The organism is Marilutibacter maris (assembly GCF_006546735.2).
Taxonomy (GTDB): Bacteria; Pseudomonadota; Gammaproteobacteria; order Xanthomonadales; family Xanthomonadaceae; genus Marilutibacter; species Marilutibacter maris.
Window position 1 is genome coordinate 1 of record NZ_VICD02000134.1, and the last position, 20,937, is coordinate 20,937.

A 20,937-nucleotide genomic window follows, 5' to 3' on the forward strand; every position below is an offset into this window, starting at 1 on the left:
CCAGCGGCGGGTGTCCGGCAGCGGCTCGCCATGCCGCAGCGGACCGGGCAGGGCGGTCGCCAGCGCTTCGCCGAGCGGGGCGTGGGTGTAGCGGGCCAGCCAGCGCAGCGAGTCGAGCAGTTCGCCATGCAGCAGGGGGGCCGGGTCGAGCCGGGCCGCCACCGTCTTCAGTTCCGCCGGCGCGGTGTCGGCGTCGGCCACCGCGGCGACCACCCCGACCTTCTCGCCATTGCGCCCGAACGGGACCCGGACCCGGCAGCCGACCGGATCGCTGCCGTCGTCGCCGGCCGGCGGCAGGTAATCGAACAGCCTGGGCAGCGGAATCGGCAGTGCGACCTGCCAGACCGTTCGCGATGGGGCAGCGGCGGCGGTCGGTTCGGAGGACGGGACGGGGGGCATCGCGGCAGTCTAGGGCGCGCCCCGCGATCGCGACAGGCCGGCGGCCGGATCGACACGGCACAGGCATCCGCGGATCACCCCGCGTCAACGCCAGGTGATGTGTCAGTTGCGGGTCAAAGTTCCCTCCTGCGTGATGAACGTCACGCAAGTTACCGTAGCCAAAGGAGAAATTTCCTTATCCACATTGACTGTGGATAACTCTGTGCATGCCGTGTCGGCAGATCGGCGTAACCCCATTGCAACAAGCCTTCCCGCCAGCTTGGCTAAAAAATAGCCATCGCCATATTTCCCTTTTGTATCAATGGCTTGGCCGTGAAACATTGGCGACATCCAAGGCCGCAGGTTTGCCCCTACCAGGCAAGTGACGCTTTCTTTACTGCTGTGCACAACCGCATGAAGGGCGCAAACCCCGCCCCGCCTTGCGGAGCACGGAATACGTCGATGTCAAGCCTGAATCGGCGACCCTGTCACATGCGTCAGCGGGTTCGCCGACCGGGGGCCCGAAACCGCGCCGTCGGGCCGATCCGGGTTTGCCGGTGCAGTTCAGCGGCGCGTGGCTATGATGCCCGCACGAGGGCCGTCGGCCGTCGATCTCCCCCGCAGACCTCCGCCGCCCGACCCGTGTCCGACCGCGCACGCCGCGAACCTCGTCCCGCCTCCGCCGCACTGGCCGCGTTCATGCGTGGGGTCGAGCGGCGGGCCGCGGTGCTGGCCGAGCTCCAGGCCGGCGATGCCGCGATCGGCGATGCCGCGGTCGAGGCCGCGCTGTACGCATTCCGCTCCGAGACCGACTACCTGTCGATGAACGAGTGGCCGCAGTGCTTCTGGGCGGTGCTGCTGGCGCAGCCTTCTCTGCAGCGGCATGTCGGGGTCTCGATCGCACTGGAGGCGACCGATCGCCTGGCCGAGCTCGGCCATGGGCCGCGCGCCGCGGTGCTGCTGCATATGGCCGCGGGATTGGGCGAGGACGATGCCGCCCGGGTCATGGGCATCAGTCCGGCCAGCTACCGCCTGGCCCTGCACAAGGCGATGGCCGATCCCGGTGGCGGGCTGTCCGGGGAGCAGGTCTGGCTGCAATTGCGCGAGCAGGTGCAGCGGCGTATCCGCGGCCTGTCGGAGGCGCGCCAGTCGCGCCTGGCCCAGGCCCGCGAGACCGCCTTGGCGGGCGCCCTGCCCGAACCGGCGGCGGAAGCGCCAATGCCCCGCGTCGAGCCCCGGCCGTCGCCGTCGCCGCGTCGTCGCGGCCTGATCGCGCTGCTGTGGCTGTTGCTGGCGCTGTGCGCGCTGGCCTTCGTCGCCACGTTCTGGTGGCCATTCCGGGGCCTGGGGCCGTTCGCCTCGTGGTCGCCGGCCATCGACGGCACCGTGCGGGTCGAGCCGCTGTCGGCCGCCGAACCGCCGGCGCGGACCTACGACGGGGTCGCCGCGCTGGTCGCGCACCCCGACTTCGAACGCCTGGCCGACCCCGAAAATGCCGCGATCGCCGACGATCTGGCGTTCTACAGCTGGCTCGCGGCGGAGGCGGACGGCCCCCCCGATCCAATGCTGCCGACCCTGGCGGAGGGTGGGGAGCACGCGGTTCCCGGGCCGGACGAAACGTCCAGTGGCCCCGAAACGGATACCGGCGATGCGCTCTAGCAGATCCTGGCCGGCGGGACTGATGGCGGTGGCCGGGATCGTGGCCGCCGGGGGCCTCGCGGGCGTCCCGACCCTGGCGGCGACGCCGTTGCCGGGCGGCACGGCGGCCTCCACCGCGACGCCTGTCGATCACGACGATCGCGATGATCGCGCCGCCGGGGCGGTCGCCACGACCGCGGTCGCGCCGGTCTCGCCAGTATCGTTGGACGCCCTGCCCGCGCCCCTGGCCGAGCTGTTGTCGCGACTGCCGGAAGCCGACGCGATGCGCCTGCGCCGGCACGCGGTGCGTTGGCAGGCGTGGTCGCCGCCGCAGCGCGCGGCCTTTGCCGAGCGGGTCGTGGGCTGGGACGGCCTGGACGCGGATACCCGCGGCGGGCGCCGCGAGGCCTGGCACGCCTGGCAGGCGCTGCCGGAACCCCAGCGCGAACGGCTGGGCGAGATGGCGCGCGGGTTCGCGCAGCGACCGGAAGCGGAGCGCGCCGAGCTGCGCAAACGCTTCGCCGCGCTGCCGCGGGAACAACGCCGGGGCTGGCTGCTGGGACCGGCGCTGGGCGCCGACTATCCGCTGCTGCACCCGCTGCTGGCGCAGCTCCCGGCCGAACAGCAGGCGCCGTTGCTGGACGTGCTGCACTCGATGAGCGCGGCCCAGCGCCGGCAGTTGGGCGTGCTGGTCCAGCGCACTCCGCCGCAGGCGCGCGACGCCCTGCGCCGGGAGTTGATCGCGACACCGGGCGAGCGCCTGCAGCAGTGGCTGTGGGAGCGGCTGGAGCGCTGAGCCGCGGTCAGTCGCCGGCAGGCGGCGATACCGCCATGACCCGCCGGGAGGCCACGAAACGGCCGCCGAAGCGCGCCAGGCCGTCGGCGCGCATGCGCGGAGCGTGTTCGCGCAGATAGTCCTCCAGCGCCGCGGTGTCGCGCAGCCGGTACTGTACGCACAGCGCGACCCGGCCGCCCGCCGGTTCCGGATCGACGACATCGAACACCCGCGCGCCGAGGAAACCCGGCAGCGCGCGGATCTCGGCCACGTGCGCGTGCAACCAGACCCGGAAGGCATCGATCGCCGCCGCCTCGACATCGAGGTTGACCTCGTAGACGACGCCGCGGTCGCGGGCGGTCATCGGCATGCGCTCATACCGGCTTCGCCAGCGCGGCGATGAACATGATGCTGGCGGCGAAGGCGAGCAGGAAGCAGTACACATAGCCCAGGGCGAGGAACTTGATCGTGGTCATCAGCCAGCCCTGGCGATAGACGCGCTTCTGCATCAGCAGCAGGTAGATCGGCATCCAGCACAGGATCGCGATCGCGACCAGGCCGATTCCGCTCGACAGCCAGCCCGCCACGCCCGCGAGCGCGTTGCCCAGCGCGCTGAGCAGGAAGGTCGCCGCCAGCGCCAGCAGCAGGAAACAGTGGCTGTACAGCGCGACCACCATGTGCTCCAGGTACAGGCGGCGCTTGAACAGGTAGGCGAGCTTGAGCAGCAGCGCGAACACCGGCACCAGCAGGAACAGCGCCGACGGCAGCGAGGCCATGAAGGCCTGGAAACCCAGCTCCGGACGCTCCCAGAACCGCTTGCCGTTGGCCATCGCATAGCCGAGCTTGCGGTTGACCCAATCGTTGGCGAACTGAGGCAGCCAGGCGATCCGGACCGGGTTGAGTTTGGGATCGAAGGCCTCCGAGTCGCTGGTGAACAAGGGGCCTTCCCATTCCACCCCGTCGTCAGCGGGCGTGGCCTCGCCGCCTGCGCCGGTGTCTTCGGGCTCCGTTGCCTCCGCTACGGCGGTGGCCGGGGCGGCTGCCGCGGCTGGCGCCCCGGTGGCGTCGGCGGGCGCCGCCTTGTCCGCCTTGCGGCGCAGCTGTTCGATGCGGTTGTCGGCCTCGCCGCGGATCCGCACCTCGCCGGCGATCATCGTCGCGTCCAGGCCCGGGATCGGCGCTTCCCGGGCGAACGCCTCGCGGGCCTGGGCGAACTCGGCCAGCAGCCGGTCGCGCTCGCGTTCGACCTCCTCGACCGTCGCCGCATCCGAGATGCCCGAGATGTCGATGTCGGTGACGCCGGGCACGGACGCGCCCTCGGTCTGGCCGGCCACGCGGTTGTTCTCGACGTGGATCGTCGCCGCGCCGATGAAGAAGGTCAGCACGCTGAGGATCACGAACAGCCGCAGCGGCGGGATGTAGCGCACCCGGTGCCCGGCCAGGTATTCGACCGCGGCCTTGCCCGGCGACATCAGGTCGCGCAGGGTGCGGAACACGCGCCCGTCCAGGTGCCAGAACGACTCGAACACCTCCTCGATCGCGTGGGCGACGTGGCGGACCGGGTCGTGGGTGGACTGGCCGCAGGCATGGCAGTAGTGCCCGTGCAGCGGGGCATCGCAGTTCGCGCACAGGCCGTGTTCGGGCAGCGGCGGGACGGCATCGGCCGGGGAGCCGACGATTTGATCGGTCATGGCGGTTGCGCGCTCGCCGCGCACCGGTTCAGGAAATCGCGGCTAAGATAGCCGCCTGCCGTGACCCGGCGCCAGCGCGCGACACCCGATCGCTGCCGGCCGAAGTCGCCAAACGGTGCTTCCATGTCTTCCACCCTGCCTGCGCGCCCGCCATTCGGCCGGGAGGTGCGCGCCTCCGCGATCCTCGCCGCGCCGCTGGTGCTCGGCCATCTGGCCACCGGCCTGATCAGCTTCGTCGACAGCGTGATCGCCGGCCACCACGGTACCGACACCCTGGCCTCGGTCTCGGTCGGCACCGCCATGTTCTGGCTGCCGGTGATGATCCCGATGGGCACCCTGATGGCGCTGCCGGCGGCGGTCTCGCAACTGGACGGCGGCGCCCGCCGGCACGAGATCGGCGCGCTGTTCCGGCAGGCCTTGTGGCTGTCGGTCGGGCTCGGCCTGCTGCTGTTCGCGTTCATGACGGTGGCGACGGCGGTGCTGGAGCCGATGGGCATTGCCGCCGGCATCCGCCCGGGCGCCGAGGCCTTCCTGCGCGGCATCCGCTGGGGCGTGCCGGCGCTGACCCTGTACCTGTGCATGCGCTACCTGTGCGACGGCCTGCACTGGACCCTGCCGACGATGCTGTTCGGGTTCGGCGGCCTGCTGTTGCTGGTGCCGATCGGCTACACCCTGACCTGGGGCCTGTTCGGCCTGCCCGAACTCGGCGCCGGCGGCCTGGGCCTGGCCTCGGCGGCGATGATGTGGGCGCAGGCGCTGGCGTTCGCGCTGTACCTGTGGCGTTCGCCGCGGTTCGCCCAGCTGAACCTGTTCGAGCGCTTCGATGGGCCCGACTGGCCGGCGATCCGGGGACTGCTGGCGACCGGCCTGCCGGTCGGGGTGACGGTGGCGATGGAGGGCGGTCTGTTCATCACCACCGCCCTGCTGATCGGGCGCCTCGGCGAGATCCCGGCGGCCGCGCACCAGATCGCGATCAATGTCGCCGCGCTGTGTTTCATGATTCCGATGGGGCTGGCCGAGGCGACCACGGTGCGGGTCGGCCATGCGCTCGGTCGCAGCGATGCCTCCGGGGTGCGCCGCGCCGCGTTCGCCGGCTACACCATCATGCTCGGCACCCAGCTGGGCTCGGCCTTGCTGCTGCTGGCGGGCAACGAGTTCGTGGTCGGCTTCTACACCGCCGATGCCGCGGTGGCGGCGCTGGCCGCCAGCCTGCTGCTGTACGCGGCGGCGTTCCAGTTTCCCGACGGTATCCAGGTGTTGTCGGCCGGCGCCCTGCGCGGACTCAAGGACACCCGGGTGCCGATGGTGCTGGCCGCGATCGCCTATTGGGGCATCGGCATGCCGCTGGGCGCGGGGCTCGGACTGGGCCTGGGCTGGGGGCCGAAGGGCATGTGGATCGGTCTTATCGCCGGGTTGAGCTTCGCCGCGGTGCTGTTGTCGAGCCGTTTCCTGCGGGCCAGCGCGCCGCAACGGCTGAAATTGCCCGCAACCGGCGCCTGATGTCCCGATCGCAGGGGTGACGTTAGGCGGATGAACCGGCGGTCGCGGTCGGTTAGGCTGGATGCCTGATCCAGGAGTCGCGTCACATGAACCAAGCATCCCGTCAAAGTCCCGTCGTCCGCTTCTTCATCGGTCTCTGGGACGCGATGAATTTCACCCGGCGACTGATTTTCAACATCCTGTTCTTCGGCTTCCTGCTGATGCTGCTGATCGTGATCGGCCGCGGCGACGGGCAGGCCCCGCTGCTCGAGCGCACCGCGCTGGTGATCGCGCCGGAGGGCGCCCTGGTCGAGCAGTACAGCGCCGATCCGCTGTCGCGGGCACTGGCCCAGAGCATGGGACAGGAGCAGGGCGAGGTGCAGCTGCGCGACCTGCTGCTGGCGCTGGATTCGGCGGCCAAGGACAAGCACATCGAACGCGTGGTGCTGCGCCTGGACGGCCTGGGCGGTGGCGGCATGGCGTCGCGGCGCGAGCTGGCGGCCGCGATCGCGCGGGTGCGCGAGAGCGGCAAGGAAGTGCTGGCCTTCGGCGCGGGCATGGGCCAGGGGCAGTACCAGGTCGCCGCGGAGGCCAACGAGGTCTACCTGGATCCGATGGGCGCGATGATGCTCGAGGGCCTGGGCCGCTATCGCACCTATTACCGCGAGCTGCTGCAGGAGAAGCTCGGCGTCGACATGCACCTGTTCAAGGTCGGCGAGTACAAGTCGGCGGCCGAGCCGTTCGTGCTCGACGCCGCGTCGGCCGAGGCCAAGGAAGCCGATCTGTACTGGATGAACGACCTCTGGCAGCGCTACCTGGCCGATGTCGCCAAGGCGCGCAAGCTCGATGCGGCCGCGATCGCGCAGGACATCGAGCAGATGGATGTCGGCATCCAGGCCGCCGGTGGCGACCTGGCCCGCTATGCGCTGGACCAGAAGCTGGTCGACGGTCTGAAGACCCGCGAGCAATTCGACGACATGCTGGTCGAGCGCGGCGTCGCCGACGAGGATGCCGAGGGCGGTTTCCGCCAGATCGCGCTGGCCGACTACCTGGCCCGCGTCGATCGCAGCGCGCTGGCCGCGGTCGATCCGCGTCCGCAGGTGGCGGTGATCGTCGCCGAGGGCGAGATCACCGGCGGCGAGCAGCCGCCGGGCAGCATCGGCGGCGACTCGACCTCGACGCTGCTGCGCCAGGCCCGCGACGACGAGAAGGTCAAGGCGGTGGTGCTGCGGGTGGATTCGCCCGGCGGCGAGGTGTTCGCCTCCGAGCAGATCCGTCGCGAGGTGGTCGCGCTGAAGGACGCCGGCAAGCCGGTGGTGGTGTCGATGGGCGACCTGGCCGCGTCCGGCGGCTACTGGATCAGCATGAACGCCGATCGCATCTACGCCGATCCGTCGACGATCACCGGTTCGATCGGCATCTTCGGCATGTTCCCGACCATTCCGCGCGCGCTGGACAAGATCGGCGTGCACAGCGACGGCGTCGGCACCACCCGCTTCGCCGGCGCGTTCGACATCACCCGCGAGCTGGCGCCGGGCGTCGGCGAGGTCGTGCAGGCGGTGATCGACAAGGGTTATCGCGACTTCACCGGTCGCGTCGCCGAGGCGCGCAACAAGCCGGTCGAGCAGGTCGACGAGGTCGCCCGCGGCCGGGTCTGGAGCGGCGCGCAGGCCAAGGAGCGCGGACTGGTGGATGCCTTCGGTGGCCTCCAGGACGCGATCGACGATGTCGCCAAGCGCGCCGAACTGGGCGAGCGCGACGACTACGGCGTGCGCTACATCGAGAAGCTGGCGACCCCGTTCGAGCGCTTCTTCATCGACCTGGCGCAGGCTCGGATCGGCCAGGCGCTGCTGAAGGACTCCAGCCTCGCCCAGGCCCTGCTCGGCGAGCGCCTGCCGCAGATGGCCGGCGACCTGCGCTTCCTCGAGCAGTCGGCGCGCCCGAGCGCCGGCGTGCCGGTGAAGTCGCTGGCGCACTGCTTCTGCGGACTGTAAGGCCCGCCATGCGGCGCCCGTAGCGGCGCCGCAAACCGCGATCCCCGGGCTGTTGCCCGGGAATCCCCAAAGTTTGCTGCGCAAACCCTGGGCCCCGCCGTTGCGCTTCTACACCCCCATTCGCGCCTACGGCACGAATCGCCCCCCTGACTCAGGGGGTTGGGCCATGCTTTCATGGCGTAGGAGCGGCGTGAGCCGCGATGGGGACTTGCCGGGAAGGGCCGGGGTCGCAGCTTACGCAGCTCCTACGAAGCCTGTTCCGGAGCGCATGAGCACGCAGCCAGGATCTCCCGGTGGAGCGGCGAGCGGCATTGCTCAATCGGTTGCCGCGTCGATCGCCTCGCGCTGTGCGTCGGCGGCATCCTGCACCGCCTGCTCGGCCGCCCTGGCGCGTTCGATCGGGGCCTGGATGGCATCGCGCATCGCCGTCGTCCCGCCGTTGTCGGCGGCTTCGACCTGCGGTTCCGGCGGATGCTCCTTGTCGGGCACCCGTGGCTTGCCGCAAGCGGCGAGCAGGGCGAGCAGCAGGCCGGTCGCGAGCGCGGCCGCGGCGGTGGTCTTTGCGGTCATGGCTTCCTCCGTCGCTCCCGGCCGATGCCGGTGGTGTCGGCGCTATGCTACGTCGGGACGACGCCATGAACAGCCGCGAGGCGGCCACCGGCGTCGCGATCCACGACATCAGGACCACGGGACACAGGCATGGACCCTCGACGCTGGCGGCTGGACGGACAACTCGCGCTGGTGACCGGCGGCAGCGCCGGGATCGGCCGCGCGATCGCGCGCGAACTGCTGGGCTTCGGCGCCGACGTGCTGATCGCCGCCCGCGACGCGACCGCGCTGGACTCGGCGCGCGACGAACTGGTCGAGGACTTTCCGGATCGCGAGATCGCCGGCTTCGTCGCCGATGTCGCCGACGACGAACAACGCCGCGCGCTGTTGGACTGGGTCGAGGACTTCGGCGACGGCCTGCACATCCTGGTCAACAATGCCGGCGGCAACCTGACCCGGCCGGCCACCGAGTACGCCGACGACGAGTGGCGCTCGATCTTCGAGGTCAACCTGTTCTCCGCGTTCGAGCTGTCGCGTTACCTGCACCCGATGCTGGCCCGCCACGGCGCCGCCAGCATCGTCAACATCGGCAGCGTGTCCGGCACCACCCACGTGCGCACCGGCGCGCCCTACGGCATGAGCAAGGCCGCGCTGCACCAGATGACCCGCAACCTGGCGGTCGAGTGGGCCGAGGACGGCATCCGCGTCAACGCGGTCGCGCCGTGGTACATCCGCACCCGCCGCACCTCCGGCAAGCTGGCCGATCCGGACTACCTCGACGACGTGCTGCTGCGCACCCCGCTGGGCCGCATCGGCGAGCCGGAGGAGGTCGCCGCCGCGGTCGCCTTCCTGTGCCTGCCGGCGTCGGGCTACATCACCGGCGAATGCATCGCGGTGGACGGCGGGTTCCTGCGGTATGGGTTCTAGGGCTTGACGCATGCGATTGCAGTCGGCTGCTTCTTTGCAACCCGCGCATCGCCCATTTGAAAGGCACGCAGGAAGTGCGTGGGCCGGTTGCGGCCTGATTGCCTTGCTGGGCGCCTGGACTTGATTTCACCAGGGCAGGAGGAAGCGAAGCGTCATGAAGGCACCCAGGGACAAGAATGGCTCGCCCGTCGCCGTGGGGATGCGCGTCCGTCTGCTGGGCCTATCGGCGCAGTGGCTGGACGATCTGTCCGACGATGAGAAAGCCGGCCTCCTGTCGATGGTCGGAGAGGTCTTCGAGATCGAGGAGATCGACGAGTACGGACAACCCTGGGTACGGAAATTCTGGTTCGATGAGGACGGCGAGGCCTGTGCCTTTCATTCCATCGGACTCGAAGCGCAGGAGATGGAAGTCGTGGATGCGGCGGTGGTGGACGAAGATCGCTGATCTGCGGCCGCGCGTCCTGGGTGCCAATACCGATGGCGCCTGTCTCGCAACGGCATGCGCTCGCGGTACTAGGGGCTGGGCTCGTCCATGTCCTCCACAAACACGCGCATGCCGTCGCGATTGAACTCCTCGCTCATCAGCGCGACCAGGCCGCCCAGTCCGCGCTCGGCGGCCTGCGAGTCCGGGGTCCATCGCACCAGCAACTGATAGCGGTCGCCGTCGACGGCCTCGACCAGCAGCAGGTAGCCGTCCTTGCCGAATACCTCTTCGCCCGGCGGCAGCGCCCAGAACCCCTGCTGTTCCAGCCGTTGTTTCAGCGCGCTCAGTTCATCGGCGGAAACCGCGCTTTCGCGCACCACGGCGATGCGCCGGTCCGCGCGGTCATCGGCCGGATCGTCGAGCACGATCTGGCGCCGCAATCCCTGGCCGCCGGTCGCCTGGTAGCGGACCGCGAGCGGGTCGCCCCAGGACGGGTCGTACAGCATCCGCAGCGCGAACTGCCCGTCGTCGCCGGACGCGGCCAGCACCGGCTCGCCCATCTCGGCGAGCAGGCGGCCGAAGCGCATCCGGTCCGCCGGCTCGAGGACGCCCTCGGGAAAGTAGTCGCGCGGTGGCGTCAGCCGCCGCGATTCCAGCCACAGCGCGCCGGCCAGGACCAGCAGGCCCAGGACCAGCGCCGCCAGCACGAACGCGGCGACCCGCAGCTGCGGGGCGAAGCGGGCGTCGTCCCGTGTCGGCGCGTGGGGGCCTGGCGAACCCATCGTCCTAGTGGCAGCCGCTGTCCTTGAGCACGCCCTCGATCCGCGCGATCTCGACGCGGGTCGCCGCCGGGTCGTCGCTGCGCGCGAACACCAGCTTGGCCTGCTCGTCGCGCAGCCGGCGCAGCCAGGCCTCGCACAGTTGCTCGGCCGGCACCGCCGCGCAGGTGTCGGTGACCACTTCGCAGGCGCTGCCCGCGCCGAATCCGGCCTGGCCGCCGATGCCGGTGGTGCGCAGCGGCATGCAGCGGGTCGGCGGTTCTTCGGCTTCGCTGTAGTAGAGGTCGTTGTCCCAGCTGCGGCAGGCCTGCAGCGGCGGAGGCGTGGGCGCCTCGATCGCGGTGTCGGTGTCGGTGTCGGTGTCGGCGACCGGCTCGCGCTCGGCCGAGGGCGTGCCCGAATCGAGCAGTCCGAATCCGGGCGCGTCCTTGATCGAGCCGATGTCGTCGCTTTCCACGGTCAGCGGGACCGGGCGCAGCAACGGTTGTCCGGGGGCCGGCAGGGCCGGTTCCACCGCCGCGGCCGGTGCCGGAGGCGGTGGCGCCGGTCGCGACTCGGGCGGCGGCAGCTGCCATTCCGGCTCCGGCAGCGAGCGCCTCGGTGGCGGCTGCGGCGGCGCGCTGGGCAGTTCGCCGACGACCTGCTTGCGCTCCTGGGTGCCGGGCGGGCACGGCGTGCCGTTCTGGATCGTCAGGTTGCCGTCGGCGTCGGTGCAGCGGTACAGCACGGTCTGGGCGTGTGCGGCGGGGGCCAGCAACGCGGCGGCCAGCCATGCGGCCATCGCAGCCGGGGTCGCGGCCCGGATCAGGTTCAATCGCATCGGTCAGTGGTTCCGGCAGTCGTTGGCCAGGCGCGCGTCGATCCCGCGTTGCTCGCGGACGATCTCGGTGCGCTCGCTCTGCAGCGCGCTGTTGTAGCGGCGATCGAGCGCGTAGCGGCGGTCGCGCAGACGGTCGCAGACCTCCTGTTGCGGCAATGGATGGCAGGCGTCGCGGACCCACGTGCCGGCGGAATAGCCGGCCGCCGTCGGGTGGCGGCGGCCACGGACGGCATTGTCGATGCTGATGCGGCCGTCGACGCGGCCGTCGTGCACGCCGATGTCGGCGCGGAACTCGCCGCCGCTTCGCCGGTAGGGTGCCACCACCGGGTAGCCGAGCGTCCACAGCGGCACCCAGCGCGGATTGCCCTCCGCGGTTTCGCTGGTATAGGTCTCGCCGTCCGGGGTCACGCACTCGTACATCGGTCGCGGTGGCTGCAACACCACGGTCTGCACGACCGCGGGGGCGGCGGCGGGCGGCGACGGCGGGGGCGCCGGAGCCACGGGCCGGGGAGGCGGGTCGACCGGTCGCAGCATGGTCTGCACCTGTTGTCGCTCGCCGCTGGCGCAGGGCGTGTCGCGCAGGCTCAGCCGGCCCTGTGCGTCGGTGCAGCGGTAGATGACGACGTCCTCGGCCAGCGCCGCGCATGGCAGGGCGGTCGCGGCCGTCGCGGCGAGCACCGCGGGCAGCAGGACAGCGCAACGATGGCGGCATACCGGACGCATGCCGCCATCTTGCGCCCGCGCGCGCCGCGACGGAAGGGCGCGGCGGCGGAAACGTGACCCCGCCTATTCGACGCGGCGCAGTTCGATCCGCATGGTCCGCCGTTCGTCGCCGTCATGGCTCTCGAACATTTCGATCACGTGGTGGTCGGGGTCGACGATCCGCACGGTCTCGCGGACCTGGACCATCTTGCCGGCCTGCATCGGGTCGGGCCATGCGCCGGTATAGGTATAGGTCTTGCTGGCCTCGTCGTAGTCGCCGCTCATCACATAGGTGCCGGTCGACATGTTGTCCATCCAGACCGCGTTGTAGCGTCCGGACACGTTGTCGTAGCCGGTCAGGCTCATGCCTTCGAACGGCGCGCCCATCATCTGGCCGCTGTAGTCCATGCGGATCTGGCGGCCACCGAACATCGCCTTGGAGGTCGCGCTGGCGGTCTCGGTCATCGGCGGCGCCGACGGGTCGGTCCAGAACTGGGTGGTCGAGGTCCAGTCGCCGACGAACTGCTCGGCCAGGCGGGCGTGCTGCGGCCCCGGCGCGGCGGCCTTGGCCCAGGCTTCCATCATCGCCTTCTGTTCCTCGCTCATCGCGGCGGTGGGGTCGGCGGCCGGCTCCTGGGCGAAGGCGGGAATAGCCACGGTGGCGATGGCGAGCGCGCAGCTCAGCATCGTGAGGCGGGTCTGCTTCATCGTCGTGCTCCTGTGCGTGGTGCGATCGCCGCCGGACCGGCGGCCGCCCACGAGGCTACGCCGATCGTGTGCGGTCGGCATGACGCGCCGCCGCAGAGCGTTGCGTCGCGGTGCGGGGCACGCGCGCGGTCTCAGGCGCGCAGCAGGCGGTTGTCGCGGGCGTCGCGGATCGAGGTCGGTGCGGTCATGCCGCCGGTCTCGCCGGGGGCGATCGCATCGACGCGTTGCAGCAGCGCCGGGTCCAGCGCGTCGCGCAGGAATGCCGGGGGCAGGCCGGCGAGGTTGGCGCTGGTCGACACCAGGGGGCCGCCGAACGCGTCGCACAGGCCGATCACCGACAGGTGCGCGCTGACCCGCACCGCGACGCTGTCGTGATCGCCGGTGATCCAGCGCGGCACCCGTGCGCTGGCCGGGACCACCCAGGTATTGGGGCCCGGCCAGCTGGCGCGGACCGCGTCTCGCTGCGGCGGCGACAACCCGTCCCAGTCGATCAGGCCGTCGAGCTGGGCGGGGGTCGAGGCGATCAGGATCAGTCCCTTGTCGACCGGCCGCTGCTTGATGTCGAGCAGGCGCATCACCGCGGCCTGGTCGAACGGGTCGCAGCCCAGGCCCCAGACGGCCTCGGTCGGGTAGGCGATGACGCCGCCGCGGCGCAGCGCGTCGACGGCGGCGGTGAGTTCGGGCAGTACGGACATGCCGCCAGTCTGTCAGCTGCCGGTGGTGGCTGTCATGTGGAACCGCCCCGGACGCGGCCGGGGCGGTTCAGCGGGCGCTGTGCACTCAGTATTCGAGCCAGGCGTCCTGCCAGTTGGAGCCGGTGCCGGGCGCGTAGTGGGCCGGGCTGTTGATGTTGCACCAGCCGCCCTGCGGGAACGGACGGCAGGCGTACAGCTTGCCGTCGCTGCCCTTGACCACGGTCTGTCCGGGCACGTACTGGCCCAGGCCGTCGGGGTAGACGTAGTCGTAGTCGCCCGGCGGCGGCGGGTCGGACGGCAGCTGGATGTCGAGCTGATGGCTGCGGCCGTCGCCGTTGAGGTAGACATGGTTGCCGGTGGCCGACTCGATCGGGGTGATCACGCCGTTGTCGAGCACGCCGATGCGGGCGAAGCCGGCGCGCGTGTTGACCTGCTCGCCGACATGGCGCGGCCAGCCGGTGGTGGTGCCCTGGCCGGTGCTGTCGATCGTGGTCTCGATACGCTCGGCGTCGCTGCCGTCGGCGTTGAACACGCGCAGGGTGACCGTGGTGCCGACCGGCAGCGGATTCTGTGCGATCAGCGCGCCGGCATCGCGCCACTGCGGCGGCGGGGGCGGATCGCCGCCGCCGGCGAACTTCACGTCCATGCAGGTGTAGAACGCCTCGGTCGAGTCCGAGCGCTGCCAGGTGTTGTAGATCACGTGGCGGCCGCTGCGCTGCGGCAGGGCGCAACTGAGGTGGTAGTTGCCGTCGGCCGACAATGGGGTGTTGCCGACCCGGCAGAACTCCTCCAGGTCGGACCACTTCAGCACGCTGTTGGGGTCCCAGTCGTCGCGGGTCACGTAGAACACCCAGTCGCGGGTCGCGTGCGGTGCGGTGCCCCTGAACTGGAAGGTGTAGCGGCCGTCGGCCCCGGGCGCGATGTCGCTGGCCTGCCAGTCGTCGCGGACCAGGTCGAGGCCGCGGAAGGTCGGGTTGTTGCCGCTGCACAGTTTGCCGTCGGGCACCACCGCCTGATGATTGCCGTCGGCGTTGGCCTGGTTGATGCCCATCCAGTCGTAGAACAGTTGCGGGCCGGCGACCTGCCAGGCGGCGCGGCAGGCCGGGTCGGTCGGGTTCTCGCGGTTGCCCTGGGCGCAGGCGTAGATGCGGCTGACCGGTTTGACCATGGTGCCGTGGGCCCGGGTCTGTTGCGCCGGCAGTGCCGACAGCAACAGGCCGGCGGCGATCAGTTGGATCGCGAGCGGGCGCAGGGCCGGTCGCGGGCGCGGTTCGGGCGTGGTGTGGGGGGCAAAGCGGGTCTTCATGACGGCGTCCCTCGTTGGATGTCCTGTCCGGACGGAGCTTCTCGGGACGCAAGTTAGACAACGATGTCATCAAGAACCGTGACCGGGCCGATGATTTGGTCTCTCTTGACCGGATTCATGTCTCAAATGCATATCTCAAATGGATTGTCTTGCTTTGTCCTTTATGGACATTACGGGATATCCAGAGGCCCTCGCGACGATCGGGTGGGCGGTTGGCTCGGAGGTGTGGAAGACGTGCGCATTGCCGTGTTCCAATACATACCAACCGTATGGTATGTTCGACCTATGCCCAGACCCACCAAACAATCGCCGGAGCGCGGCAACGCGCGCGCACGCCTGCTGGAGGCGGCGCGGGCGCTGGTCCGCGCCCAGGGGTTCGCGGCGACTTCGGTCGACGAGTTGTGCCGCCATGCCGATGTCACCAAGGGCGCGTTCTTCCATCACTTCGGCAGCAAGCAGGCACTGGGGGTCGCGGCCGCCGAGTTCTGGGCCGAGACGACGAGCGGGTTCTTCGCCGCCGCGCCTTATCACCGGCCGGACGATCCGCTGCAGCGGGTGCTGGCCTACGTGGCGTTCCGCCGCGCGATCATCGTCGGCGAGCCGGCCGAGTTCAGCTGCCTGGCCGGCACCCTGGCGCAGGAGGTCCACGCCAGCGCGCCGGACATCCGCGATGCCTGCGGGCGCAGCATCTTCGGCCATGCGGCGACGCTGGTGGCCGACATCGAGGCGGCACGCCGGGCCCGCGGCATCGATGCGGACTGGACCGCGGAGAGCCTGGCCCGGCACACCCAGGCGGTGATCCAGGGCGGTTTCGTGCTGGCCAAGGCCGGCAACGATCCGGAGCTGGCGCGGGAGAGTCTCGACCACCTGGATCGCTACATCCGGCAGTTGTTCCGGATCACCGGGGAGGGCGCGACATGAGCGAGGGCACCCGGCTCGCCTGCGCCTGCGGGCAGACCCGGCTGGCGCTGCAGGGCGCGCCGATCATGGTCACCGAATGTCTGTGCACCAGTTGCAGGGCGGCGGCCGAGCGGCTGGCGCTACTGCCCGGCGCGACCGCCATCCTCACCCCGTATGCGGCGACGCCGTGCGCGGAGTACCGCAAGGACCGGGTGCGGGTCGCGGCCGGCGCGCGGCATCTGGGCGAATTCAGGCTGTCGGCCGATGCGGGCACGCGCCGGGTGATCGCGACCTGCTGCAACACGCCGCTGTTCCTCGAACTGAAGGGGGCGCACTGGCTGAGCCTCTATCTGCACCTGTGGCCGGAGGCGACACGGCCGCGCCCCGAGCTGCGCACGATGACCGGCGATCTGGGCGACCGCTCGGCGCTACCGGACGACATCCCCAACCTGAAGACCCATACGCCGCGCTTCTTCGCCAAGTTGTTCGCGGCCTGGGTCGGGATGGGATTCCGCAATCCGAAGATCGAGGTGATGGAGAAGGTCGATGCCTGACGACAAGATCGAGATCGAGAACATCAACACGCCCGGACGCGCCGGGCGGGTGAACCGGGGCAAGTACCTGGCGATGCGCGACGCCCTGCTCGCGGTGCTGCCGGACCGGGCGCCGGGCTTGACCGTGGCCGACGCGAAACAGGCGCTGCTGCCGCGCCTGCCCGAGGAGTTGTTCCCCGGTGGCAGCACGGCGGGCTGGTGGCTGAAGGCGGTGCAGTTGGACCTGGAGGCCAAGGGGCGGATCAGACGGGCGGCGCTGAAGCCGCTTCACCTGTACCGGGTCGCCGACTAGGGCGCAGCCACCGCGATCGCCCCGCCATCCCGTCGCCGCGGCCGCACAAGCGGCGGCGGCATGGAAGGGGCCGCTCGATGGCGGCCCCGTCGTGTCGCGCGAACCCGGCGCCGACGAGCTCAGTCGTCGGCCTTGCCTGCGCTCTTGCCGGCGACGGTCTTCTTGCTCGCTTTCTTGGCGGCTTTCTTGGCCGGCGCCTTCTTTGCCGCCTTCTTTGCCGCCTTCTTGGTCGCTTTCTTCGCGGCCTTCTTCGCCGGGGCCTTCTTGGCCGCGGTCTTCTTCGCCGCCTTCTTGGCCGGAGCGGCCTTCTTGGCGGCCTTCTTGCCGAAGCGCCCGCGCGCCGGCTTGCCGGTCTCGGCCAGCAGCTGCTGCGCCTCCTCCAGGCTCAGCGAGGCCGGCTCGCGATCCTTGGGGATCTTGCCGTTGAGCTTGCCGTCGCTGATGTAGGGGCCGAAACGGCCGTTGAGGACCTGGATGTCGTGGCCGTCCCACTCCCTGATGATGCGGTTGCGGGCGATCTCCTCCTTCTCCTCGATCAGGAACACCGCGCGGTCGAGCTCGATCGTGTACGGGTCGTCTTCCTTCTTCAGCGAGGCGTAGGTGCTGCCGCGCTTGGCGAACGGACCGAAGCGGCCGATGCCGACGCTGACCGTCTCGCCGTTGGACTCGCCGAGCGTGCGCGGCATCTTGAACAGCTCAAGCGCCTCCTCGAGGGTGATCGTGTGCATGCTCTGGCCGGGGCGCAGCGAGGAGAACTTGGGCTTCTCCTCGGCGTCCTCGGCGGTGCTGCCGAGCGCGGCGTAGGGCCCGAACCGCCCCAGTCGCACGCTGACCGGCTTGCCGGTCTTGGGGTCGGTGCCCAGCTCGCGCGCGCCGGTGGCCTCGCTGCGGTCGACCGACTCCATCTTGTCGGCGACCATGTCCTTGAACGGGCCCCAGAATTTCTCCATCAGCGGCACCCATTCCTCCTCGCCGCGGCTGACCGCGTCCAGCTCGTCCTCCATCCGCGCGGTGAAGTCGTAGTCGACGTAGCGGGTGAAGTGGGTCGAGAGGAACTTGCTGACCGCGCGGCCGACGTCGGTGGGGCGGAAGCGCCGGCTTTCCAGCTCGACGTACTTGCGGAACAGCAGGGTCGCGATGATCGAGGCGTAGGTCGACGGCCGGCCGATGCCGTATTCCTCCAGCGCCTTGACCAGCGAGGCTTCCGAGTAGCGCGGCGGCGGCTCGGTGAAGTGCTGGTCGGCGTGGATGCGCTCGAGCGGGATGCGGTCGCCCGGCTGCATCTGCGGCAGCTTGCGGCCCTCGTCGTCGTCGTCCTTGCCCTTGGTGTCCTTGCCCTCCTCGTAGACGGCGAGGAAGCCGGGGTCGATCACGGTGGTGCCGGAGACGCGGAACGCGTGCTCGTTGCCGGCGGCCATGTCGACCGAGACCGTGTTCAGGGTGGCCGGGATCATCTGACAGGCGACCGTGCGCTTCCAGATCAGCTCGTACAGGCGGCGGCCGTCGTCGTCGAGGAAGCGCGCGACCTGGGCCGGCGTGCGCAGCGCCGAACTCGGGCGGACCGCCTCGTGCGCCTCCTGCGCGTTCTTGGACTTGGTCTGGTAGGTGTTGGGCTTGTCGGGCAGGGCGTGGGTGCCGAAGTCGCGCGCGATCACGTCGCGCAGTTCGGTCAGCGCGTCGGCCGACAGGTTGACCGAGTCGGTACGCATGTAGGTGATCAGGCCGACCGTGCCCTCGTCGCCGAGGGCGACGCCCTCGTACAGCTTCTGCGCGACCTGCATGGTCCGCTTGGTGGTGAAGCCCAGCTTGCGCGAGGCCTCCTGCTGCAGGGTCGAGGTGGTGAACGGCGGCGCCGGGCGGCGCTTGCGTTCCTTGGAGGTGACGTCGGTGACCTGGAGCACGCCGCCGGCGGCCTTGACCAGGCGTTGGCGCGCTGCCTCGGCATCGTCGGCGTTGGTCAGGGTGAACTGCTCGAACTTCTTGCCATCGAGCTTGATCAGGCGCGCGGTGAAATCCTGCTTGGGGTGCCGGCACTCGGCCTCGACCGACCAGTACTCGCGCGCCTTGAACGCCTCGATCTCCTCCTCGCGCTCGACGATCATCCGCAGCGCGGGCGACTGCACGCGGCCGGCGGACAGCCCGGCCTGGACCTTGCGCCACAGCACCGGCGAGAGGTTGAAGCCGACCAGGTAGTCGAGCGCGCGGCGCGCCTGCTGGGCGTCGACCAGCGGCTCGGAGATGTCGCGCGGGTGGTTCATCGCCTCCTTGATCGCGCGCGGGGTGATCTCGGTGAACACCACTCGCTGCAGGCTCTTGCCCTCGAGCAGGCCGCGCTCGGCCAGGATCTCGGCGATGTGCCAGCTGATCGCCTCGCCCTCGCGATCCGGGTCGGTCGCCAGATACAGGGCTTCGGCGGCCTTGGCGGCCTTGGCGATCGCGGCGACGTGCTTCTCGTTCTTGTCGATCAGGTCGTAGCGCATCGCGAAGCCGCGGTCGGGGTCGACCGCGCCTTCCTTGGGCACCAGGTCACGGACGTGACCGTAGGAGGCGAGGACGGTGAAGTCCTTGCCGAGGTATTTGTTGATCGTCTTGGCCTTGGCGGGCGACTCGACGATGAGCAGATTCTTGGCCATGCGGCGACTCCACGGGGCGGCATATGAACGGCGGTCAGGCCCCGCACGTGTATACAGCAAAGAAGGCGACGCCCGCGGCAAGGCCGCGGGCGCTGGGGGATGTTCCTTATTAATAGTGGAATCATGCCAGGGGCGATGCTGTCAAGCACGGGGGCCCCGGCAGGCCGCGGACGGCGGCCGTTCAGACACCGGCGGCGCGCTGGGTGAAGTCCTGGTAGGCCGGCAGCGCGATCGCGAGCAGGACGACCGCGTAGCCCACCACCATCAGCGCGGCCAGCGAGATGATCACGATGGTCACCGCGCCCAGCTCGCGCCGCTGCAGCTGCGGTGAGGCGGTATAGGCCCAGCGGTCGACCACCAGGGTGCCGGCGACCATGTCGTGCAGGCCGCGCTTGCGGTCGGTGAAGGCGGCCATCACGTAGCCGATGTAGATCGTGAAGTAGCACAGCATGTGCGAGGCCCAGCGGCCCAGGGCGCGGCCGCGGCTGAGCCGGCGCCCGCCGTCGTCGGTGACCTTGATGCCGATCGCCATCTTGCCCAGCGTGGCCTGCTTGGACGAGGACTCGAAGCCGACGTAGTAGAGCGCGCTCAGCAGCGGATAGGCGAGGTAGATCACCGCCATCAGGCCGAAGAAGCCGCCAATCGACGATGGGTCGCCGCCGCCCATCGCGCCGAGACCGACCCCGAGCGCGATCGTCGCCACGATGACGATCATGTAGTAGACGATGCCGATCAGGAAGTTGTCGATCGCCAGGGCCGCGAAGCGCTTCCAGAAGCCGGCGTAGACGACCTCGCCGCCGGACTGGAAGTCGTCGTGCTCGGTCAGGTGCGAGGCCGGCGGTGCGTAGGGCGAGGTCGGCGGTGCGCTGGGCTCGACGACCTCGTAGGGATTGGCGCCGTCGGCGAGGGTGGCGGGAGTGGCCGTGGCTCCGGCGGCCATGGCGACCGCGGCGGGTGCCTGCTCCCGGGCCGGCTCGGGCAGGACCTCGGTCCAGACACTGCGCCAGCGCTGCCAGTTGTCCATGCCATCGCGCCAGACCAGGGTGTCCGGTCCGATCCGGCCGTCACGGTGCAGTCCGGCAAGGGTGTCGGCATCGACCGGGCCCTGCCGGCGGTTCATCGCGTCGCTGTAGTACCACTGGCTCATCGTTGTCGTATCCATCCGGTTCCGTTGTGGTGGCGGGCCGCTCAGTAGGCGTCCGCGTCGTCGTCGCGGCAGTGCCGCGGCAGGCGTCCGTGCTTGAGGCTGTCGCTGCCGCACCGCCAATCCCAGTCGTTGTCGCCGTCGATGCCGGAGCGCGCCTCCAGCAGCAGGGTGCTGCCGTCGATCGAGGTTCCAGTGCCATCGAATTCCAGCTCCAGTGCGCAGTGGCCGTTGTCGCCGAACGGGCCGGCGTGGATCGCGGCCAGGCCGTTGCCGGCATAGTCCTCGGCCTCGCCCAGGCCGCCCTCGCCATTGAGCGGGCAGCGGCCTTCGCTGGCGGCAAAGGCGGCGACGTTGGCCTTCAGCGGTTCGGCGACGATCAGCGCCTGCGCCACCCGGGCCCGGATCGTGTAGTCCTGGTAGGCCGGGATTGCGATCGCGGCGAGGATGCCCAGTAGCGGCACCAGCAGGACCGCGCCGATGATCGCGACGATCGCGCAGCCGGACAGGCCCGTGCGCGGGGCGGGCGCCGCGCCGGGCAGTGGCGGC

Annotated in this window: 23 protein-coding genes; 9 read left to right on the forward strand and 14 right to left on the reverse strand. The window is 70.4% G+C overall.

The window, feature by feature from the left end:
* A partial coding sequence (locus FKV24_RS08540) for a primosomal protein N' family DNA-binding protein (RefSeq protein WP_484502555.1) occupies positions 1–399 on the reverse strand: 399 nt, incomplete at its 3' end.
* A 102-nt stretch (positions 400–501) separates the two neighbouring features.
* Positions 502–720, reverse strand: coding sequence for a hypothetical protein (locus FKV24_RS08545; RefSeq protein WP_141482075.1), 219 nt, complete (start codon positions 718–720; stop codon positions 502–504).
* Between the two features lie 300 nt (positions 721–1,020).
* Here FKV24_RS08545 and FKV24_RS19250 point away from each other — a divergent pair, with 300 nt between their 5' ends.
* Both FKV24_RS19250 and FKV24_RS08550 read left to right on the forward strand, forming a co-directional pair.
* Positions 1,021–2,037: a sigma-70 region 4 domain-containing protein gene (locus FKV24_RS19250; protein ID WP_170288255.1), complete on the forward strand. Its 1,017-nt coding sequence runs from the start codon at positions 1,021–1,023 to the stop codon at positions 2,035–2,037.
* Positions 2,027–2,812, forward strand: a complete 786-nt coding sequence (locus FKV24_RS08550; protein WP_170288256.1) for a DUF3106 domain-containing protein — start codon at positions 2,027–2,029, stop codon at positions 2,810–2,812. Before FKV24_RS19250 ends, FKV24_RS08550 begins: the two co-directional genes overlap by 11 nt.
* 7 nt (positions 2,813–2,819) lie before the next feature.
* On the opposite strand, the gene FKV24_RS08555 is transcribed toward FKV24_RS08550, so the two are convergent.
* Together FKV24_RS08555 and FKV24_RS08560 are read right to left on the reverse strand one after the other, a co-directional pair.
* A complete protein-coding gene (locus FKV24_RS08555) occupies positions 2,820–3,155 on the reverse strand; it encodes a DUF4286 family protein (protein ID WP_170288257.1) in 336 nt (111 codons plus the stop codon).
* Positions 3,156–3,165: 10 nt separating this feature from the next.
* Positions 3,166–4,482, reverse strand: coding sequence for a DUF3667 domain-containing protein (locus FKV24_RS08560; RefSeq protein ID WP_141482078.1), 1,317 nt, complete (start codon positions 4,480–4,482; stop codon positions 3,166–3,168).
* Positions 4,483–4,605: 123 nt separating this feature from the next.
* Between FKV24_RS08560 and FKV24_RS08565 the strand changes: the two genes are divergently transcribed.
* Entirely contained in the window at positions 4,606–5,982 is a 1,377-nt protein-coding gene (locus FKV24_RS08565; protein ID WP_141482079.1) for an MATE family efflux transporter, read from the forward strand.
* Positions 5,983–6,068: 86 nt separating this feature from the next.
* Positions 6,069–7,955, forward strand: a complete 1,887-nt coding sequence (sppA, locus tag FKV24_RS08570; RefSeq protein WP_111265281.1) for a signal peptide peptidase SppA — start codon at positions 6,069–6,071, stop codon at positions 7,953–7,955.
* 315 nt (positions 7,956–8,270) lie between these two features.
* Here the strand turns inward: sppA and FKV24_RS08575 are convergent, their stop codons facing one another.
* Positions 8,271–8,525, reverse strand: coding sequence for a hypothetical protein (locus FKV24_RS08575; RefSeq protein ID WP_141482080.1), 255 nt, complete (start codon positions 8,523–8,525; stop codon positions 8,271–8,273).
* A 129-nt stretch (positions 8,526–8,654) separates the two neighbouring features.
* On the opposite strand from FKV24_RS08575, the gene FKV24_RS08580 reads away from it, so the two are divergent.
* The gene (locus FKV24_RS08580; RefSeq protein ID WP_111265283.1) at positions 8,655–9,431 is read left to right on the forward strand and encodes an SDR family oxidoreductase; all 777 of its coding nucleotides are present in this window, start codon (positions 8,655–8,657) and stop codon (positions 9,429–9,431) included.
* Between the two features lie 154 nt (positions 9,432–9,585).
* On the forward strand, positions 9,586–9,876 hold the full coding sequence (locus FKV24_RS08585; protein ID WP_111265284.1) for a hypothetical protein: 291 nt from the start codon (positions 9,586–9,588) through the stop codon (positions 9,874–9,876).
* 68 nt (positions 9,877–9,944) lie between these two features.
* Here the strand turns inward: FKV24_RS08585 and FKV24_RS08590 are convergent, their stop codons facing one another.
* The 6 genes from FKV24_RS08590 to FKV24_RS08615 all read right to left on the reverse strand — a co-directional run bounded on the left by FKV24_RS08590 (position 9,945) and on the right by FKV24_RS08615 (position 14,865).
* Positions 9,945–10,637, reverse strand: a complete 693-nt coding sequence (locus FKV24_RS08590) for a hypothetical protein (protein ID WP_141482081.1) — start codon at positions 10,635–10,637, stop codon at positions 9,945–9,947.
* A gap of 4 nt (positions 10,638–10,641) precedes the next feature.
* Positions 10,642–11,454 (reverse strand): DUF4124 domain-containing protein, encoded by an 813-nt coding sequence (locus tag FKV24_RS19830; protein ID WP_249040967.1) that lies wholly within the window; start codon positions 11,452–11,454, stop codon positions 10,642–10,644.
* 3 nt (positions 11,455–11,457) lie between these two features.
* Complete coding sequence (locus FKV24_RS08600) at positions 11,458–12,177, reverse strand: DUF4124 domain-containing protein (RefSeq protein ID WP_170288258.1); 720 nt, start codon at positions 12,175–12,177, stop codon at positions 11,458–11,460.
* A gap of 63 nt (positions 12,178–12,240) precedes the next feature.
* Positions 12,241–12,864, reverse strand: a complete 624-nt coding sequence (locus FKV24_RS08605) for a DUF1579 domain-containing protein (RefSeq protein ID WP_170288259.1) — start codon at positions 12,862–12,864, stop codon at positions 12,241–12,243.
* 131 nt (positions 12,865–12,995) lie between these two features.
* Entirely contained in the window at positions 12,996–13,559 is a 564-nt protein-coding gene (tsaC, locus tag FKV24_RS08610) for an L-threonylcarbamoyladenylate synthase type 1 TsaC (protein WP_141482082.1), read from the reverse strand.
* Between the two features lie 85 nt (positions 13,560–13,644).
* Complete coding sequence (locus FKV24_RS08615) at positions 13,645–14,865, reverse strand: lytic polysaccharide monooxygenase auxiliary activity family 9 protein (protein WP_141482083.1); 1,221 nt, start codon at positions 14,863–14,865, stop codon at positions 13,645–13,647.
* Positions 14,866–15,150: 285 nt separating this feature from the next.
* Between FKV24_RS08615 and FKV24_RS08620 the strand changes: the two genes are divergently transcribed.
* Genes FKV24_RS08620 through FKV24_RS08630 form a run of 3 tightly spaced genes read left to right on the forward strand, consistent with a single transcriptional unit; the run spans position 15,151 to position 16,611 of the window.
* Complete coding sequence (locus FKV24_RS08620) at positions 15,151–15,786, forward strand: TetR/AcrR family transcriptional regulator (protein ID WP_141482084.1); 636 nt, start codon at positions 15,151–15,153, stop codon at positions 15,784–15,786.
* On the forward strand, positions 15,783–16,319 hold the full coding sequence (locus tag FKV24_RS08625; protein ID WP_111265291.1) for a GFA family protein: 537 nt from the start codon (positions 15,783–15,785) through the stop codon (positions 16,317–16,319). Before FKV24_RS08620 ends, FKV24_RS08625 begins: the two co-directional genes overlap by 4 nt.
* Entirely contained in the window at positions 16,312–16,611 is a 300-nt protein-coding gene (locus FKV24_RS08630; RefSeq protein WP_141482085.1) for a DUF6958 family protein, read from the forward strand. The genes FKV24_RS08625 and FKV24_RS08630 overlap by 8 nt, the downstream gene beginning before the upstream one ends.
* 119 nt (positions 16,612–16,730) lie before the next feature.
* On the opposite strand, the gene FKV24_RS08635 is transcribed toward FKV24_RS08630, so the two are convergent.
* The 3 genes from FKV24_RS08635 to FKV24_RS08645 form a co-directional block, all read right to left on the reverse strand.
* Entirely contained in the window at positions 16,731–19,244 is a 2,514-nt protein-coding gene (locus FKV24_RS08635) for a DNA topoisomerase I (protein WP_141482086.1), read from the reverse strand.
* A 181-nt stretch (positions 19,245–19,425) separates the two neighbouring features.
* Positions 19,426–20,391 carry an RDD family protein gene (locus tag FKV24_RS08640; protein WP_141482087.1) on the reverse strand — a complete coding sequence of 322 codons (966 nt, stop codon included), beginning with the start codon at positions 20,389–20,391 and terminating at the stop codon, positions 19,426–19,428.
* A gap of 41 nt (positions 20,392–20,432) precedes the next feature.
* Positions 20,433–20,937 (reverse strand): pilin (locus FKV24_RS08645; RefSeq protein WP_141482088.1); only part of this gene is annotated, 505 nt, incomplete at its 5' end.